Below are 16,397 nucleotides of genomic sequence, written 5' to 3' on the forward strand. Positions count from 1 at the left end.
GGACTCCGGTGCCCCTGCGGCGGCCCAGTCGTCGTGGAGGCGGTTTCGGACAGCTCCGACCAGAATGGAGTGCTCATGGACCGCCGGATTTTCGGGCTGGAGAACGAGTACGGCGTGACCTGCACGTTCCGCGGGCAGCGACGGCTGTCGCCGGACGAGGTGGCGCGGTACCTGTTCCGCCGGGTCGTCTCCTGGGGCCGCAGCAGCAACGTCTTCCTGCGCAACGGTGCCCGGCTCTACCTCGACGTCGGCTCCCACCCCGAGTACGCCACCCCCGAGTGCGACGACGTCGTCGAGCTGGTGACGCACGACAAGGCGGGTGAGCGCATCCTCGAAGGACTCCTGGTGGACGCCGAGCGGCGGCTGCACGAGGAGGGCATCGCGGGGGACGTCTACCTCTTCAAGAACAACACCGACTCGGCCGGCAACTCCTACGGCTGCCACGAGAACTACCTCGTGGCCCGGCACGGCGAGTTCTCCCGGCTGGCCGACGTGCTGATCCCGTTCCTGGTCACCCGCCAGCTGATCTGTGGCGCGGGCAAGGTGCTGCAGACCCCGCGCGGCGCGGTGTACTGCGTCAGCCAGCGGGCCGAGCACATCTGGGAGGGCGTCAGTTCGGCGACCACCCGGTCCCGTCCGATCATCAACACCCGGGACGAGCCGCACGCGGACGCCGAGCGCTACCGCCGGCTGCACGTGATCGTCGGCGACTCCAACATGTCCGAGACCACCACGCTGCTCAAGGTCGGCTCCACCGACCTGGTGCTGCGGCTGATCGAGGCCGGCGTGGTGATGCGCGACCTCACCCTGGAGAACCCGATCCGGGCGATCCGCGAGGTCAGCCACGACCTGACCGGCACCCACCAGGTGCGCCTGGCCAACGGCCGCGAGGCCAGCGCGCTGGACATCCAGGAGGAGTACTACTCCAAGGCCCTGGAGTTCGCCGACCGCAAGGGCATCAACACCGGCACCGTCGCCCGGGTGCTCGACCTGTGGGGCCGCACCCTGGAGGCCGTGCGCACCGAGCGGCTGGACGGGGTGGCCACAGAGATCGACTGGATCATGAAGTACAAGCTCATCGAGCGCTACCGCGAGAAGCACCAGATGAGCATGTCCAACCCGCGGGTGGCCCAGATCGACCTCGCGTACCACGACATCCACCGCCGCCGCGGCCTGTTCTACCTGCTCCAGGGCAAGGGCCAGGCGCAGCGGGTGACCAACGACCTCAAGACCTTCGAGGCCAAGTCCATCCCGCCGCAGACCACCCGGGCCCGGCTGCGCGGGGACTTCATCCGCCGGGCGCAGGAACAGCGCCGGGACTTCACGGTGGACTGGGTGCACCTGAAGCTGAACGACCAGGCGCAGCGCACGGTGCTGTGCAAGGACCCGTTCCGTTCGGTGGACGAGCGGGTGGAGAAGCTGATCGCGGGGATGTAGCGCCCTGAGACCGTGATCAAGGCGTCGGCCGGCCCCGGTGGTGTCTACCGGGGCCGGACGCATACCGGGCATACGCTGTCCGTCGAGTCAGGAGAGCCGACTTCGACCGACAGTTAGGACCACCGTGCGCCGCACCGCCGGTTTGCTTCTCACCCTGCCGTTGCTGCTCGCGGTCGCCTGCAGCAGCTCGCCCAAGGCGGCCGGCCCGGCGACGCCGTCCACCGCGACCGCCGCTCCGACGGTGCCCACGCCGGTCTCCGAGGCCTCGCCGATGCCCACTCTTTCGGGTGGTGGTTTCGGCAGCAAGGCCACCATCACCATCCCCGAGGGGCAGCAGCCCAGCGGCCAGTTCGTGGTGAACACCGTGGTCGAGGGAGACCGGTCGACGGTCAACAAAAACGACTGGGTCACCGTCAACTACTCGGCGAAGGACTGGACCACCGGCAAGGAGCTGCCCAGCTCGTACGACCCGAGCGGCAAGCCGCAGCTCTACCAGGCCGGCAGCGGGCAGCTGGTGCCGGCGCTGGACCAGAGCGTGATCGGCAAGAAGGTGGGCACCCGGCTGCTGGTGGTGGCCCCGCCGGCGGCGGCCTTCTCGGACAAGGGCTCCAACCAGCTGGGCGTGGGCCCGGGGGACACCGTGGTGTTCGTGCTGGACATCATGGAGAGCCTGCCGCCGGACTCCACGCTGAGCGGGAACATGACCGAGCCCGCCGCGACGTTGCCGCAGGTCAAGGACAACGGCAAGGCACCGGTGACGATCACCATCCCGCCGGGGCAGGCCGCGCCCACCGACCTGCAGCAGGCGGTGCTGATCAAGGGCGAGGGCAAGCAGGTCAAGAGCGGGCAGACCCTGGTGGTGCAGTACACCGGGGTGCTGTGGAGCAACGGGCAGCAGTTCGACTCCTCCTGGACACACGGCGGCGCGCAGGCGGTGCAGATCGGCACCGGCAGCGTGATCGAGGGCTGGGACAAAGGCCTGGTCGGGCAGACCGTGGGCAGCCGGGTCCAGCTGGTGGTGCCGCCGGCGCTCGGCTACAAGGACCAGGCGCAGGGCGCGGTGCCGGCGAACTCCACGCTGGTCTTCGTGATCGACATCCTGGAAGCGGTCTAGCGAGCGGTCTCGGGCCTGCCCGGAGGATTTTGTCGCGGACCCGGCAAGGATCCTCCGGGCAGGCCCTCGAAGTCACCCGGAGGATTCCGTACGCTTGGGCGGACGCTCGTACAACGAAGCGTCCGCCCTCATCCTGAGCTGTCATACTGCCCTCGCACTGTGGCAGGCGCCGCCCGGCGCCGAGGTCCGGGGCGGGCGGTACGGCGGCAGAGGCCGGCGCTCACCACGCCGGGCGCATACCTGGAAGACCTCGTGGCGAGATGGATGGGGAGTCATGACTGAGAAGACGCCGAGCCCGGGCGGGGCCGGCACCGCGGCGAACGACAGCTCTGCGGGTGACCCGACCGCCTCCCGTTCCGGCGGCCCGGCTGCCGGGGACCGCGAGTCGATCGTCGTTCCCCCGGCGATCCTGGCGCAGCAGGCCGGCTGGGCGCAGCCCGGCGAGAAGTCGCGCGCCGCGGGTGGCACCAAGACGGACGACGCCCCGCAGATCTTCGCCAGCAATGTGCGCAAGTCCGACAGCTCGGAAGCCGGTTACGACGAGAACCCGCCGAGCGTGGGCAAGCTGGGCGTGATCCTCGGCACGGTGCTGGCCGTGCTGCTGGTCGGCAGCGGCATCACGCTCTACATGGTGAACAAGGACGACTCCAAGGACAGCGCCTCGCCCGCCAAGCCGGACGCGGCCAAGACCGCGCCGCCCACGCCGAGCGCCGAGCCGGTGCCGCCGATCAAGGACACCGCCAAGGTGCTGCCGACGATCACCGGTGACTTCGGCAAGAAGGCCGACATCCAGGTGCCGGGCGACAAGTCGGACGGCTCGTTCGTGGTGAAGGTGCTGTCCGAGGGCAGCGGCCCCAAGGTGGACAAGAACTCCTGGACCTCGGTGGACTACACCGCCAAGGACTGGAACACCGGCAAGGACATCCCGAGCTCGTACGACAACAACGGCAAGCCGCAGATCTTCCAGGCCGGCACCGACGCGCTGATCCCGGCGCTGGACCAGGCCGTGGTCGGGAAGAAGGCCGGCAGCCGGGTGCTGGTGGTGGCCCCGCCGGCCGCCGCCTTCGGCTCCCAGGGCAAGCCGGACATGTCGATCGGCGCCAAGGACGACCTGATCTTCGTGATCGACATCCGCAACACCAACGCGCCCGACGCGGTGGTGAGCGGCACCGTGACCCCGCCGCCGGCGGACTTCCCGCAGGTCAAGGACAACGGCAAGAAGCCGGCCGAGATCACCCCGGTGGCCGGCGCCAAGGACCCGACCGAGCTGAAGACCCACGTCCTGATCAAGGGCACCGGGCCGGCGGTGGAGAAGGGCGAGAAGGTCGTCGTCCAGTACACCGGCGCGCTGTTCAAGGACGGCAAGATCTTCGACTCCTCGCTCAGCAAGGGCCAGGCGTTCTCCTTCCCGGTCGGCGGCGGCCAGGTCATCCAGGGCTGGGACCAGGGCCTGGTGGGCCAGACCGTCGGCAGCCGGGTCGAGCTGGTGATCCCGGCCTCGCTGGGCTACGGGGACAAGGGCCAGGGCGACATCCCGCCCGGCGCGACCCTGGTCTTCGTGGTGGACATCCTGGACGCCGGTCAGGGCTGATCCACTTTCGGGTGACAATAGAGGGCGTGTGACCTTCGGGACCGGCCGCGTGGCCGGGGCCCAACGGGCGGCGGGCGCCCGTACCGTGGTCTGGGAACGGACCGGGTGCGGGCGCCCGCCGCTTGGTCGTGTAAGCAACGCGAACGTGAGAAGAGGGACTGTGAGCGTCAACCTGAACGAGAAGCCTGAGATCGACTTCCCGATCGGCGATGCCCCGACGGAGCTGCAGAAGCGTGACATCGTCGTGGGCGACGGCGAGGAGGCCAAGCCGGGTCAGATGGTCAGCGTCCGCTACGTCGGCGTGACCTTCGAGACCGGCGAGGAGTTCGACGCGAGCTGGAACCGGAGCCCCAACGAGTTCCGCTTCCCGCTGGGTGGCGGCCGCGTCATCAAGGGCTGGGACCAGGGAGTCGTCGGCATGAAGGTCGGCGGCCGCCGCGAGCTGACCATCCCCTCGCACCTGGCGTACGGCAACCAGTCGCCGACCCCGGCCATCCCGCCGGGCTCGACCCTGATCTTCGTGGTCGACCTGCTGGCCGTCTGAATCGGCCCTGCCCGTGGGCCGGACCCCTCCGGGGCCCGGCCCACGGGCATGTTCGGGCCCGAACGGCAGGTCGCGGCGATCAGGCGTGGGACGCGGCTTTTGCAGTGCGTACCGCTACCGGTACGGTCGGTCCCGCCGGGTGAGGATCGCCCGGTTGGCGCACCCCGCGCGCGGCGGGGCACACCGGAAGGGTCAGCGATGGCGATCGCCAAGGCAGAGCGGCTGATGAATCTCGCCCTGTGCCTGATGAACACCAGACGTCCGCTCTCCAAGAAGGAGCTGCGGGAATCCATCGAGGCGTACCGCGAGGCCTGGCAGAACAGCAGCGAGGACGCCTTCAACCGGATGTTCGAGCGGGACAAGGACGACCTGCGCGAGCTCGGCCTGGTGATCGACGTCGACGAGAGCGCCCTGGACGGCGAACTCGGGTACCTCGCCCGCGCCGACCGCAACCGGCTGCCCGAGATCGCGCTGGACGCCGAGGAGGCCGCCGCGCTGACCCTGGCCGCCCGGGTCTGGCAGCAGGCCAAGATGTCCGGCGCGGCCAGCGGCGCGCTGCAGAAGCTGCGCGCGGCCGGGGTGCCGTTCAGCGAGGCCGAGGGTCGTACCGCCCTGGAGCCGCGGATTCCGGCCCGGGAGGCCGCGTTCGAGCCGCTGCTCACCGCCGCCCGGGACCGCCGCCCGGTCACCTTCGAGTACCGCAAGGCCGGGGCCGCCGTCGTCGAGCAGCGCAGCGTCGAGCCGTGGGCGCTGGAGTGCTGGCGCGGGCACTGGTACCTGGCCGGCTACGACCGCGACCGGGGCGACGCCCGGGTGTTCCGGCTCAGCCGGATCACCGGCAAGGTGAAGGCGAGGAACGGGGCCTTCCTCGGGACGGTGCCCGAGCACGTCGACGTGCGGGCCACCGTGGCCAAGTTCGCCGGGGAGGGCGCCACCGCCACCGCGACCGTCCGGGTCCGCCGGGGCGCCGGCTTCCCGCTGCGCACCAAGGCGCTGAGCAGCACCCGGGTCGACGAGGGCTGGGACGAACTGGAGATCCCCTACGGCAACGGGCTGGGCGCCGACCTCGCGGAGTTCGGGCCGGACGTGCTGGTGCTCGGGCCGGAGGAGCTGCGGGCGGATGTGATCGACCGGCTGCGGGCGGTCGCGGGGCTGGACTCGGAGGATGTGCGGGCATGAGCAATGCGATCGACCAGACGCGACGGATGCTGTCGCTGGTCACCTACCTGCGCGAGCGGCCGGGGGCCGAGGTCGCCGAGGTGGCCCGGGCCTTCGGGATCAGCGAGCGCGAGCTGATCGGGGACCTCAACGTGCTGCCGATGTGCGGCACCAGCTTCCGCGGCGGCGACCTGCTCGACATCGACACCGACGGCGAGCGGATCTGGTGGCACAACGTCGACGACGTGGCCCAGCCGCTGCGGCTGGCCGCCGACGAGGCCACCGCGCTGCTGGTGGCCGCCCGCGCGGTGGCCGGGCTGCCGGGCCTGCGGGCCGGCGACCGGGAGGCGCTCACCCGGGCCGTCGCCAAGATCGAGAACGCCGCCGGGGAGAGCGCCGAGGGCAGTGCCCGGGTCGGCGTGACCTTCGAGGCCGAGAGCCACGTCTTCGCCGACATCGACCGCGCGCTCAGCGAGGGCCGTCGGCTCTGGCTGCGTTACTACTCGCACGGGCGCGGCGGGATGACCGAGCGCGAGGTCGACCCGATCCGGCTGCTCACCGAGGGCCACACCTACCTCGAAGCCTGGTGCCGCACCTCCGAGGACCACCGGATGTTCCGGCTGGACCGGGTCGCCGAGATCCGCGTCCTGGACGTCCCGGCCGACCCGCCCCGGCGCGAGCCGCGTGACCTGAGCGGCGGGCTGGTCAACCCGGCGGCTGACGACCCCGAGGTCGTGGTGGAGGTCTCCTCCGGCGGGCGCTGGGTGGCCGAGTACTACACCCACGACCGGGCCGAGGAGCTGCCCGACGGTGGGCTGCGGATCACCCTGCGCAGCGCCGACCCCTCCCAGCTGCGCCCGCTGGCGCTGCGGCTGGGCCGGGACGGCCGGATCGTCTCGCCGTCCGAGCTGGCCGAGCAGGCGCGCTCGGCCGCGCGCGAGGCGCTGGCCGCCTACGGGGAGGGGCAGGTCTGAGCGGTGGAGCCCGGGACCAGATTCAAGGTGTACTGCTCGGAGTGCCGGGAGAAGGTGGAGCTCTCCGCTGAGGAGTTCCGGCTGACCCTCGGTCGGACCTCGGCGCAGGCGCACTACAGCTTCGGCTGCCCGCTCTGCGGGGCGGCGGTGCGCAAGCCGGCCGGGGAGAAGATCGTCGAGGCGCTCACCGGGGCGGGGGTCCGCACCATGCGGCTCGTCCCGGCGGAGGGGTAGCGCGCACCTGGCGATAGGGTGGGGCGCATGCCCTGGATGCTCGTCGCCGCCGTCCTGCTCGCCACCGCGGGCCTGCTGGTCCTCGGGGCCCTCGCGATCCGGCTCTGGATGGACGTGCGGGCGCTGGCCAAGGGCGTGGACGCGGCCTCGCGGGCGCTGGCCGAGGCAGCGGGGGAGCTCGCCTCGGTGGTGCCGAGCCGCTAAGCACCCGGGCCTGACCGCGTAGCACGGCTGAGCCGGACCGCGTAGCACGGCTGGGCCGTCGGTGGTACGGGGGCTGCTGTACGGAGGTAGGGGCGGGTTACGCTCTCAAGTGGCTCCTGAACTGCGAACCGGGGGCCGCTGTCCTGTTCGGACGGCCGTCGTCGGGGCGTCATCCGCAGCGGTTACCATCCGCGGCGGGCGGCCTGTCGGGCCGCGGAGGCTGAAGGTGGTCGGCACATGCGCTTGTCGGTGACCGCGATCGTGGTGATCGTGGTGTTCGCCATCGTGCTGTTCGGATCCAAGCGGCTGCCCGATCTGGCGCGTTCGCTGGGGCAGTCGCTGCGGATCCTGAAGAGCGAGACCAAGGCGATGCGCTCGGACGGCGCCTCGGACGGGAGCGCGCCGGCGGCTGCGCCGCGGGTCGACGGTCCGGCGCGGTCGTCGGCCAAGACCATCCAGGCGGCTCCGGGCGCGTCGGCCACGGCCCGTCCGGTCGCCGGGCCGAGCGCCGGGCCGTCCGCGCCCGACGGCGACCGCCCGCACTGAGCGCGGTGCACGTGACGTACACGGCGCACGTGACGTACACGATGCGTGTGACGTACGCGATGCGTGTGACGTGCGCGACGCACGTGGTGCAGGCGATGCACGCGACCATGGAGGCCCGTCGACCGGCGGGCCTCGACGCACGAGTTGAGGACCGGGGTTGAGCAAGCTCTCCAAGGCGCCGCAGAAGGCGCCCAAGGATCCTGAGGGGCGGATGGCCCTCGCCGACCACCTGCGGGAACTGCGCAACCGCGTGGTCAAGTCGGTCCTGGCGATCGTGCTGTTCGCGGTCATCGCGGCGATCTACCACAAGCAGATCGAGCACTTCCTGCTCCAGCCGCTGCCGCAGTGCGACAGGCATGACGCGGGCAACTACCACGGGCGCTGCGCCCAGGTGTCCAACATCGGCCTCACCGCTGGTTTCAACTGGATGCTGAAGGTCGCGCTGACCGCGGGCGTGGTGGCGGCCGTCCCGGTCTGGCTCTACCAGGTGTGGGCCTTCGTGGCGCCCGGTCTGCACAAGCACGAGAAGAAGTACGCGATCGTCTTCATGGCCTGCGGCGCCCCGCTGTTCCTGGCGGGTGTGGCCTGCGCGATCATGGTGATGCCGACCATGGTCGAGATGCTGATCTCGTTCACCCCGAACGAGACCATGCCGATCCTGCCACCCGAGGACTACTTCGACGTCGCCACCCGGATGGTGCTGGTCTTCGGCCTGGCCTTCGAGTTCCCGCTGCTGCTGGTGATGCTCAACCTGGTCGGCATCGTGACCGGCAAGCGGCTGCTCAGCTGGTGGCGCGGGATGGTCATGGCCATCACCGTGTTCGCCGCGTTCGCCACCCCGGGTGCCGACCCGGTCAGCATGCTGCTGCTGTCGGCGCCGATCTGGGCGCTGTACTTCCTGGCGGTGGCCATCGCGCTGCTCAACGACCGGCGCAAGCGGCGCAACGACCCGGACTCGGGCTTGGACGACGAGGAGGCCTCGCACCTGGATCTCACGGTGCAGGAGGTCGGCGGCGCGGAGTCGGTGAGCGCCTCGGCGGCGCCGACGGCCAGTGCCGCGCCGGTGTCGGCCTCGCACCGGGAGCAGATGGACGACATCACCTGAGCTGACAGGTCTTCGTGAAGCCCCGGCCCGCCGCTTCCCCGCGGCGGGCCGGGGCTTTTCGCTGTCCTGTCGCGCGGGGCGGCCTTGGCACGGTTGATGGCATGTGACATATTACTGGCGTGCTGATGAAGACCCAGAGACCTCCCCTGGACGTCGTCGTGGTCGGCGCCGGAGTCGTCGGCGCCGCCTGCGCCTACTACGCCGCCCGTGCCGGGCTCGCCGTCGCCGTCGTCGACCGCGGGCCGGTCGCCGGAGGCACCACCGGGGCGGGCGAGGGCAACGTGCTGGTCTCCGACAAGGAGCCCGGGCCCGAGCTCGACCTCGCCCTGCTCAGTGCCCGGCTCTGGCGGGACCTCGCCGAGGAGCTCGGCCCGGCCGTGGAGTACGAGCCCAAGGGCGGGGTGGTGGTCGCCGCGACGGGGGCCGGGCAGGAGGCGCTGCGGGCCTTCGCCACCGGGCAGACGGCGGCCGGGGTGGTCGCCGAGGAGGTCCCGGGCGAGCGGCTGCGCGAGCTGGAGCCGCACCTCGCCCCCGGGCTGGCCGGCGGCTTCCACTACCCGCAGGACGCCCAGGTCCAGCCCGCCCTGGCCGCCGCCCACCTGGTGCGCGAGGCCCGTCGGATGGGCGCTGAGCTGATCACCGGGGAGAGCGTGACGGCGGTGGACCGGGGCCCGGACGGCGCGGTGCGCGGCGTACGGACCGACCGGCGCCGGCTGGCCGCGCCCGCCGTGGTCAACGCGGCCGGCACCTGGGGCGGCGAGCTGGCCGCCCTGGCCGGGGTGCAGCTGCCGGTGATGCCCCGGCGCGGCTTCGTCCTGGTCACCGAGCCGCTGCCGCGGATCGTCCGGCACAAGGTCTACGCCGCCGACTACGTGGCCGACGTCGCCAGCGGCTCGGCCGGGCTGCAGACCTCCGCCGTGGTCGAGGGCACCCCCGGCGGGCCGGTGCTGATCGGGGCCAGCCGGGAGCGGGTCGGCTTCGACCGCACCCTCTCCCAGGAGGTGCTGTGCCGACTGGCCGGCCAGGCCGCGGAGCTGTTCCCGGTGCTCGCGGACGTCGCCGTGATGCGCGTCTACCGGGGCTTCCGTCCGTACCTGCCGGACCACCTGCCCGCCGTCGGGGCGGACCCCCGGGTGCCCGGGCTCTACCACGCCTGCGGGCACGAGGGGGCCGGGATCGGGCTGGCGCCGGCCACCGGGCTGCTGATCAGCGAGCAGCTGACCGGGAAGCAGCCGGAGCTGGACCTCGCGCCGTTCCGTGCGGACCGGTTCCCGGCCGCGTGAGACTCCTTGGAGAAGCTGTGAACCGTCGTCGCCGCACCCCCGCCGGGCTGGTCGAGGCCGAGCCCGGGCCCGCCCACCACATCGAGTTCGACGGGCGGCCGGTCCGCGCCCTGTCCGGGCAGTCGATCGCCGCCGCGCTCTGGGCCGACGGTGTGCTCGCCTGGCGCACCACCCGGGTCGGCGGGCGGCCGCGCGGGGCGTTCTGCGGGATCGGCGCCTGCTTCGACTGCCTGGCCACCGTGAACGGCCGGGCCAATCAGCGCACCTGTCTGCTGCCCGCCGAGCCGGGCACCGTCGTCACCACCCAGGAGGGCCACGGCCGTGCCGACCTCGCAGTCTGACACCCGCTACGACCTCGCGGTGGTCGGGGCCGGGCCGGCCGGGCTGGCCGCCGCCGTCACCGCCGCCGACCTCGGACTTCGCTGCGTCCTGCTGGACGGCGGGCAGAGCACCGGCGGGCAGTACTACCGGCACCCGGCGCCCGGCCTGGGCGCGGCCCGGCCGGACCGGCTGCACCACGGGTGGTCGGTCTACACCGGGCTGGCCGCGCGGCTCGCCGCCGCCGAGCGGGCCGAGTTCCGGGGCGGCCACCAGGTCTGGGCGCTGGAGCGGACCGCGGACGGCTTCGCGGTGCACGTCACCCGCGGGCCCGGGGCCGGTGACCGGGACACCGTCCGGGCCCGGTCGGTACTGCTCGCCACCGGGGCGTACGAGCGGCAGCTGCCCTTCCCCGGCTGGACCCTGCCCGGGGTGGTCACCGCGGGCGGCGCGCAGGCGATGCTCAAGGCCGGGCTGGTCCTGCCCGGGCGGCGGATCGTGGTGGCCGGCAGCGGGCCGCTGCTGCTCGCGGCGGCCTCCTCGCTGGTCAGTGCCGGGGCGCAGGTCCCCGCGGTGGTCGAGGCGAGTGACTACCTCGGGTACGCCCGGCGCCCCGGCGTGCTCGCGGCCGTCCCCGCCAAGCTGGTCGAGGGCGCCGGGCACGGCAGCGCGCTGCTCCGGCACCGGGTCCGGCTGCGGCGGCGGAGCGCCGTCGTGGGGGTGCACGGGGCGGACCGGGTCACCGGGGTCACGGTGGCCCGGCTGGACGCCGACTGGCGGCCGCGGCCCGGCACCGAGCGGCGGATCGACTGCGACGCGCTCGCCGTCGGGCACGGGCTGCTGCCGCAGATCGACCTCGCCACCGAGCTGGGCGCCGACACCCTGACCGGGCCGGACGGGGCGGTCGCGCTGCGGGTGGACGCCCGGCTGCGCACCTCGGTGCCGGGGCTCTGGTCGGCGGGGGAGACCAATGGCGTCGGCGGCGCGGATCTCGCGCTGGCCGAGGGGGAGCTGGCCGCGTACGCGATCGCCGGGGTGCTGCCGGAGCCCGCGCTGCTGCGCCGCCGGGCGCGGCTGCGGGCCTTCGCCGGGCTGATGGCGGGCGCCCACCGGCCGGGGGTCGGCTGGACTGGATGGCTGCGGCCGGACACCGATGTGTGCCGGTGCGAGGAGGTGCCGGTCGCGCGGATCCGGGAGGCGGTGGAGGAGCTGGGCGCGGGCGATCCGCGGACCGTCAAGCTGCTCACCCGGGCGGGGATGGGCTGGTGCCAGGGGCGGATGTGCGGTCCGGCGGTGGCCTGTCTGTCGGGTGCCGCGGGATCGGGCCCGGATCGGCGCCCGTTGGCCTGTCCGGTACCGCTGTCGCAGCTGGCGGCGGGGCCCTCCGGTTCGGTCTCGGAGTAGTCCGTCGAACGTGCGGGGCGGGGACCCTTGTCTCCGGCCTGTTTCCGTTTATAAAATGTCACACCTCACCAAGGAGCTCAACGTGTCCATCACCCAGCACGACACCACCCGTCCCTGGCGCGGCATCATGGTCGCCACCACGATCCCGCTGCGCCCGGACCTCTCCGTCGACTACGACGCCTACGCCGAGCACGTCCGCTGGCTGATCGAGTCCGGCTGCGACGGCGTCGTCCCCAACGGCTCGCTGGGCGAGTACCAGACGCTCACCGCCGAGGAGCGCGCCCGGGTCGTCGAGGTGGCGGTCGAGGCGGCCGGCGACGGCTCCCGGGTCATGCCCGGAGTCGCCGCGTACGGCAGCGCCGAGTCCCGTCGCTGGGCCGAGCAGGCCGCCGAGGCCGGGGCGGGCTCCGTCCTGCTGCTGCCGCCGAACGCCTACCGGGCCGACCACGACTCGGTGTGCGCGCACTACGCGGAGGTCGCCAGGGCCGGTCTGCCGATCGTCGCGTACAACAACCCGATCGACACCAAGGTCGACCTGGTGCCCGCGCTGCTCGCCCGACTGCACGGCGAGGGCTCGATCGTGGCGGTCAAGGAGTTCAGCGGGGATGTCCGCCGGGCGTACGAACTCGCCGAGCTGGCCCCCGGGTTGGACCTGCTGATCGGGGCCGACGACGTGCTGCTGGAGCTGGCGCTGGCCGGTGCGGTCGGCTGGATCGCCGGGTACCCGAACGCGCTGCCGGAGGCCTCGGTGGCGCTCTACGACGCGGCCGTCAGGCGTGACCTGGAGACCGCGCTGCCGCTGTACAAGTCGCTGCACTCGCTGCTGCGTTGGGACTCCAAGACCGAGTTCGTCCAGGCCATCAAGCTGTCCATGGACATCGCCGGGCGCCCCGGCGGGCCGGTCCGGGCGCCACGGCAGCCGCTGGTGCCGGAGATCGAGGCGGCCGTGCGCGCGGCCACCGAGAAGGCTCTGGCCGAGGGGCTCGCGTAGCCCATCGACCTCCGGCCGGCTGCGGCGGCAGCCGGCCTCCATCGACCGACACCTCATGGGAGTTGTGAGCCATGCGCAGCCGTCACGTGTTCCACGCCGTCGACTCGCACACCGAGGGCATGCCGACCCGGGTGATCACCGGCGGCTTCGGCGTCATCCCCGGCGCCACGATGGCCGAACGCCGGGTGCACTTCCAGCAGCACCTGGACCACTTCCGCACCCTGCTGATGTACGAGCCGCGCGGCCACGCGGCGATGAGCGGCGCCGTCCTGCAGCCGCCGACCCGGCCGGACGCCGACTTCGGGGTGCTCTACATCGAGGTCTCCGGGCTGCTGCCGATGTGCGGGCACGGCACCATCGGGGTGGCCACCGTGCTGGTCGAGACCGGGATGGTGCCGGTGGTCGAGCCGGTCACCACGGTGCGGCTGGACACGCCCGCCGGGCTGGTGATCGCCGAAGTGCGGGTCGAGGACGGCGCCGCCAAGGCGGTGAGCATCCGCAACGTGGCCTCGTACTCCGTCGCGCTGGACCGCAAGATCGAGGTGCCCGGCTACGGCACGGTCGGCTACGACCTCGCGTACGGCGGCAACTTCTACGCCATCCTGCCGCTCGCCGAGTTCGGGCTGCCGTTCGAGCGCGAGCGCAAGCAGGACATCCTGGACGCCGGCCTCGCGCTGATGGCCGCGATCAACGCGGGCCCCGACCGGCCGGTGCACCCGGAGGACCCGTCCATCCGCAGCTGCCACCACGTCCAGCTGCTCGCCCCCGGTTCCACCGCCGAGCACTCCCGGCACGCGATGGCCATCCACCCCGGCTGGTTCGACCGCTCACCCTGCGGCACCGGCACCTCGGCGCGGATGGCGCAGCTGCACGCGCGCGGCGAACTGCCGCTGGGGCGGGACTTCCGCAACGACTCCTTTATCGGGACGACCTTCACCGGGCGGCTGGTCGAGGAGACCGAGGTGGCCGGGCGGCCCGCGGTGGTGCCCACCGTCACCGGGCGGGCCTGGATCACCGGCACCGCCCAGTACTTCCTCGACCCGGACGACCCGTTCCCGGCGGGCTTCCTACTCTGATCCGTTCAACTCATGTGGAAGGGCTGCTGGTTGTGACCATCACCTCGTACAACCCCGCCGATCCGGGCGACCTCGTGGTCGCCGTCGAGGCCCCCGGCGCCGAGGCCGTGCGGTCCGCCGTCGGACGGGCCCGGGCCGCGCAGCGCGGCTGGCTCGGGGCCGGGGCAGGCGCCCGGTCGGCGGCGCTGGGGCGGATCGCCGAGGCGGTCGAGGCGCACGCGCAGGAGCTGGCCGCGCTGATCGTGCGCGAGGTCGGCAAGCCGCTCGCCGAGGCGCGAGGCGAGGTCGCCCGGACCGCGGCGATCTGGCGGTACTACGCACAGGCGCCGTACGCGCCGTCCGGGGCGGTGCACGAGACCGCCGCGGGGCCCGGGCTGCTGCTCACCCGGCGGCGCCCGTACGGGGTGGCGGGGCTGATCGCGCCGTGGAACTTCCCGCTGGCGATCCCGAGCTGGAAGGCCGCGCCGGCACTGGCGGTCGGCAACACGGTGGTGCTCAAGCCCGCGCCGGAGGCGACGGCGTGCGCGCTGCGGCTGGCGGAGCTGGCCGGGCTGCCCGCCGAGGTGTTCACGGTGCTGCCGGGCGGGGCCGAGGAGGGCGCGGCGCTGGTCGACGCGGCGGACGTGGTGTCCTTCACCGGCTCGACCGGGGTCGGGCGGGCCGTGGTGCGGGCGGCCACCGGGCGCGGGGTGCCGGTGCAGGCCGAACTCGGCGGACTGAACGCCGCGTTGGTGCTACCGGACGCGGACGTGGAGCTGGCCGCGGCCCACATCGCGGCCGCCGTGGCCGGGTACGCCGGGCAGAAGTGCACCGCCACCAGCCGGGTGATCGCGGTCGGCGCGGCCTACGAGCCGCTGCGCGAGGCGCTGGTCAAGGCGCTGGCGGCGGTGGACGACGCGGTGTGCGGGCCGGTGATCAACGCCGCCGCGCGGGAGCGGTTGACGGGGGCGGTCTCCTCGGCGGTCGAGGCCGGGGCGACCGTGCTGACCGGCGGGCGGGTGCCCGAGCGGGCCGGCTGGTACGTCGAGCCGACCCTGCTCACCGACGTACCGGGCGAACACCCGTTGGCGCGCGAGGAGTTCTTCGGACCGGTCGCGGTGTTGCACGCGGCGGCCGACCTGGACGAGGCGATCGCACTCGCCAACGACACCCCGCACAGCCTCGCCACCTCGGTGCACACCCGCAGCCTGGACGTGGCGCTGGCCGCCGCCGACCGGCTGGACGCGGGCATGGTCCGGGTCAACGCCCCTTCCAGCGGCGTCGACTTCCACCTGCCCTTCGGCGGGACCAAGGGCGCGAGCCACGGCGACCGCGAACAGGGCCAGGCGGCACTGGACTTCTACACCGTGAGCCGGACGGTCAGCGTGCTGCCGGGCGGGGGCGCCTGATGGACGTCCGCACCGTCGACTACCACGCGGCCGGCGAGCCGTTCCGGATCGTGCTGGACGGCGCGCCGCCGGTCCCCGGCGACAGCGTCGCCGAGCGCCGGGCCATCGCGCTCGGCGCCGGCGGCAGCGCCACCGCGCCCCGGCCGAGCGCGCTGGACGCCGTCCGGCAGCTGCTCGTCCGGGAGCCGCGCGGGCACGCCGGGATGTACGGCGGGTTCCTGGTGCCGCCGGACGACGACGAGGCGCACGTGGGCGTGCTGTTCTGGCACAAGGACGGCTACTCGACGGCCTGCGGACACGGCACCATCGCGCTCGGCGCCTGGGCGGTGGACTCCGGGCTGGTCCCGGCCCCGGCGGACGGCGTGGCGCGGGTGCGGATCGACGTGCCGTCGGGGCGGGTCACCGCGCTGGTGCACCGGGCCGGCGGGCGCACCACCGGGGTCACCTTTCGCAATGTGCCCAGCCGGGTCAGCGCGTCGAAGCTGCCGGTGACCACCTCGCGCGGGGTGGTGGAGGTCGCGGTGGCGCACTCCGGGGCGTGCTACGCCTCGGTGCCGGCGGCGGCGCTCGGGCTCGCGGTGGAGCCCGGGCTGCTGCCCGAACTCACCGCCGTGGGGCGGGAGATCAGGGCGCTGCTGGCCGACTCGGAGGCGGTCGCCCATTCGACGGACGCGCGGCTGTCGGGGGTGTACGGGGTGGTGCTGTACGACGAACAGCCCTCTGCCGACGGCGTGTTGAGTCAGCGGAACGTCGTCGTGTTCGCGGACGGGCAGATCGACCGCTCGCCCTGCGGCTCCGGCACCTCCGCCCGGCTCGCCGTGCTCGCCGCCGAGGGGCGGCTCGCGCCGGGGGAGGAGCTGCGGCACGAGTCGATCACCGGCACGGTGTTCACCGGGCGGGTGCTCGCCGGTGGCGACCCGCTGGGGGAGGGCGTGGTCACCGAGGTGACCGGGACGGCGTACCGCACCGGGGAGCACCGGTTCGTCCTGGAACCCGGGGACTCGTTGGGCACGGGGTTCCTGCTGTGACC

Annotated in this window: 17 protein-coding genes; all 17 read left to right on the plus strand. The window is 73.2% G+C overall.

Annotated elements, in window-relative coordinates:
• Window positions 1-75 precede the first annotated feature (75 nt).
• The 17 genes from pafA to ACH4E7_RS14750 all read left to right on the plus strand — a co-directional run bounded on the left by pafA (window position 76) and on the right by ACH4E7_RS14750 (window position 16,395).
• Entirely contained in the window at window positions 76-1,437 is a 1,362-nt protein-coding gene (pafA, locus tag ACH4E7_RS14670; protein ID WP_396249410.1) for a Pup--protein ligase, read from the plus strand.
• A 124-nt stretch (window positions 1,438-1,561) separates the two neighbouring features.
• Window positions 1,562-2,551 carry an FKBP-type peptidyl-prolyl cis-trans isomerase gene (locus ACH4E7_RS14675; RefSeq protein WP_396249411.1) on the plus strand — a complete coding sequence of 330 codons (990 nt, stop codon included), beginning with the start codon at window positions 1,562-1,564 and terminating at the stop codon, window positions 2,549-2,551.
• A 274-nt stretch (window positions 2,552-2,825) separates the two neighbouring features.
• Window positions 2,826-4,142: an FKBP-type peptidyl-prolyl cis-trans isomerase gene (locus tag ACH4E7_RS14680; protein ID WP_396249412.1), complete on the plus strand. Its 1,317-nt coding sequence runs from the start codon at window positions 2,826-2,828 to the stop codon at window positions 4,140-4,142.
• A gap of 160 nt (window positions 4,143-4,302) precedes the next feature.
• Window positions 4,303-4,686 (plus strand): FKBP-type peptidyl-prolyl cis-trans isomerase, encoded by a 384-nt coding sequence (locus ACH4E7_RS14685; protein ID WP_396249413.1) that lies wholly within the window; start codon window positions 4,303-4,305, stop codon window positions 4,684-4,686.
• A gap of 198 nt (window positions 4,687-4,884) precedes the next feature.
• Window positions 4,885-5,865 carry a helix-turn-helix transcriptional regulator gene (locus tag ACH4E7_RS14690; RefSeq protein WP_396249414.1) on the plus strand — a complete coding sequence of 327 codons (981 nt, stop codon included), beginning with the start codon at window positions 4,885-4,887 and terminating at the stop codon, window positions 5,863-5,865.
• Entirely contained in the window at window positions 5,862-6,818 is a 957-nt protein-coding gene (locus ACH4E7_RS14695) for a helix-turn-helix transcriptional regulator (RefSeq protein WP_396249415.1), read from the plus strand. Before ACH4E7_RS14690 ends, ACH4E7_RS14695 begins: the two co-directional genes overlap by 4 nt.
• Window positions 6,819-6,872: 54 nt before the next feature.
• Entirely contained in the window at window positions 6,873-7,052 is a 180-nt protein-coding gene (locus tag ACH4E7_RS14700; RefSeq protein WP_396249416.1) for a hypothetical protein, read from the plus strand.
• 27 nt (window positions 7,053-7,079) lie between these two features.
• Entirely contained in the window at window positions 7,080-7,256 is a 177-nt protein-coding gene (locus tag ACH4E7_RS14705; RefSeq protein WP_396249417.1) for a hypothetical protein, read from the plus strand.
• 237 nt (window positions 7,257-7,493) lie between these two features.
• Complete coding sequence (gene tatA / locus ACH4E7_RS14710) at window positions 7,494-7,802, plus strand: Sec-independent protein translocase subunit TatA (RefSeq protein ID WP_396249418.1); 309 nt, start codon at window positions 7,494-7,496, stop codon at window positions 7,800-7,802.
• A 211-nt stretch (window positions 7,803-8,013) separates the two neighbouring features.
• On the plus strand, window positions 8,014-8,907 hold the full coding sequence (tatC, locus tag ACH4E7_RS14715) for a twin-arginine translocase subunit TatC (RefSeq protein ID WP_396249613.1): 894 nt from the start codon (window positions 8,014-8,016) through the stop codon (window positions 8,905-8,907).
• Between the two features lie 125 nt (window positions 8,908-9,032).
• Window positions 9,033-10,190, plus strand: a complete 1,158-nt coding sequence (locus ACH4E7_RS14720; RefSeq protein ID WP_396249614.1) for an NAD(P)/FAD-dependent oxidoreductase — start codon at window positions 9,033-9,035, stop codon at window positions 10,188-10,190.
• 17 nt (window positions 10,191-10,207) lie between these two features.
• Window positions 10,208-10,531: a (2Fe-2S)-binding protein gene (locus tag ACH4E7_RS14725; protein WP_396249419.1), complete on the plus strand. Its 324-nt coding sequence runs from the start codon at window positions 10,208-10,210 to the stop codon at window positions 10,529-10,531.
• Complete coding sequence (locus tag ACH4E7_RS14730) at window positions 10,512-11,912, plus strand: NAD(P)/FAD-dependent oxidoreductase (protein WP_396249420.1); 1,401 nt, start codon at window positions 10,512-10,514, stop codon at window positions 11,910-11,912. Before ACH4E7_RS14725 ends, ACH4E7_RS14730 begins: the two co-directional genes overlap by 20 nt.
• A gap of 127 nt (window positions 11,913-12,039) precedes the next feature.
• Entirely contained in the window at window positions 12,040-12,903 is an 864-nt protein-coding gene (locus tag ACH4E7_RS14735; RefSeq protein ID WP_396249615.1) for a dihydrodipicolinate synthase family protein, read from the plus strand.
• A 71-nt stretch (window positions 12,904-12,974) separates the two neighbouring features.
• Entirely contained in the window at window positions 12,975-13,979 is a 1,005-nt protein-coding gene (locus tag ACH4E7_RS14740) for a proline racemase family protein (RefSeq protein WP_396249421.1), read from the plus strand.
• 26 nt (window positions 13,980-14,005) lie between these two features.
• A complete protein-coding gene (locus tag ACH4E7_RS14745) occupies window positions 14,006-15,367 on the plus strand; it encodes an aldehyde dehydrogenase family protein (RefSeq protein WP_396249616.1) in 1,362 nt (453 codons plus the stop codon).
• Complete coding sequence (locus tag ACH4E7_RS14750; RefSeq protein WP_396249422.1) at window positions 15,367-16,395, plus strand: proline racemase family protein; 1,029 nt, start codon at window positions 15,367-15,369, stop codon at window positions 16,393-16,395. The genes ACH4E7_RS14745 and ACH4E7_RS14750 overlap by 1 nt, the downstream gene beginning before the upstream one ends.
• Window positions 16,396-16,397: the final 2 nt, after the last annotated feature.

Origin of the sequence: Kitasatospora sp. NPDC018058 (assembly GCF_044327205.1) — a bacterium.
Taxonomy (GTDB): Bacteria; Actinomycetota; Actinomycetes; order Streptomycetales; family Streptomycetaceae; genus Kitasatospora.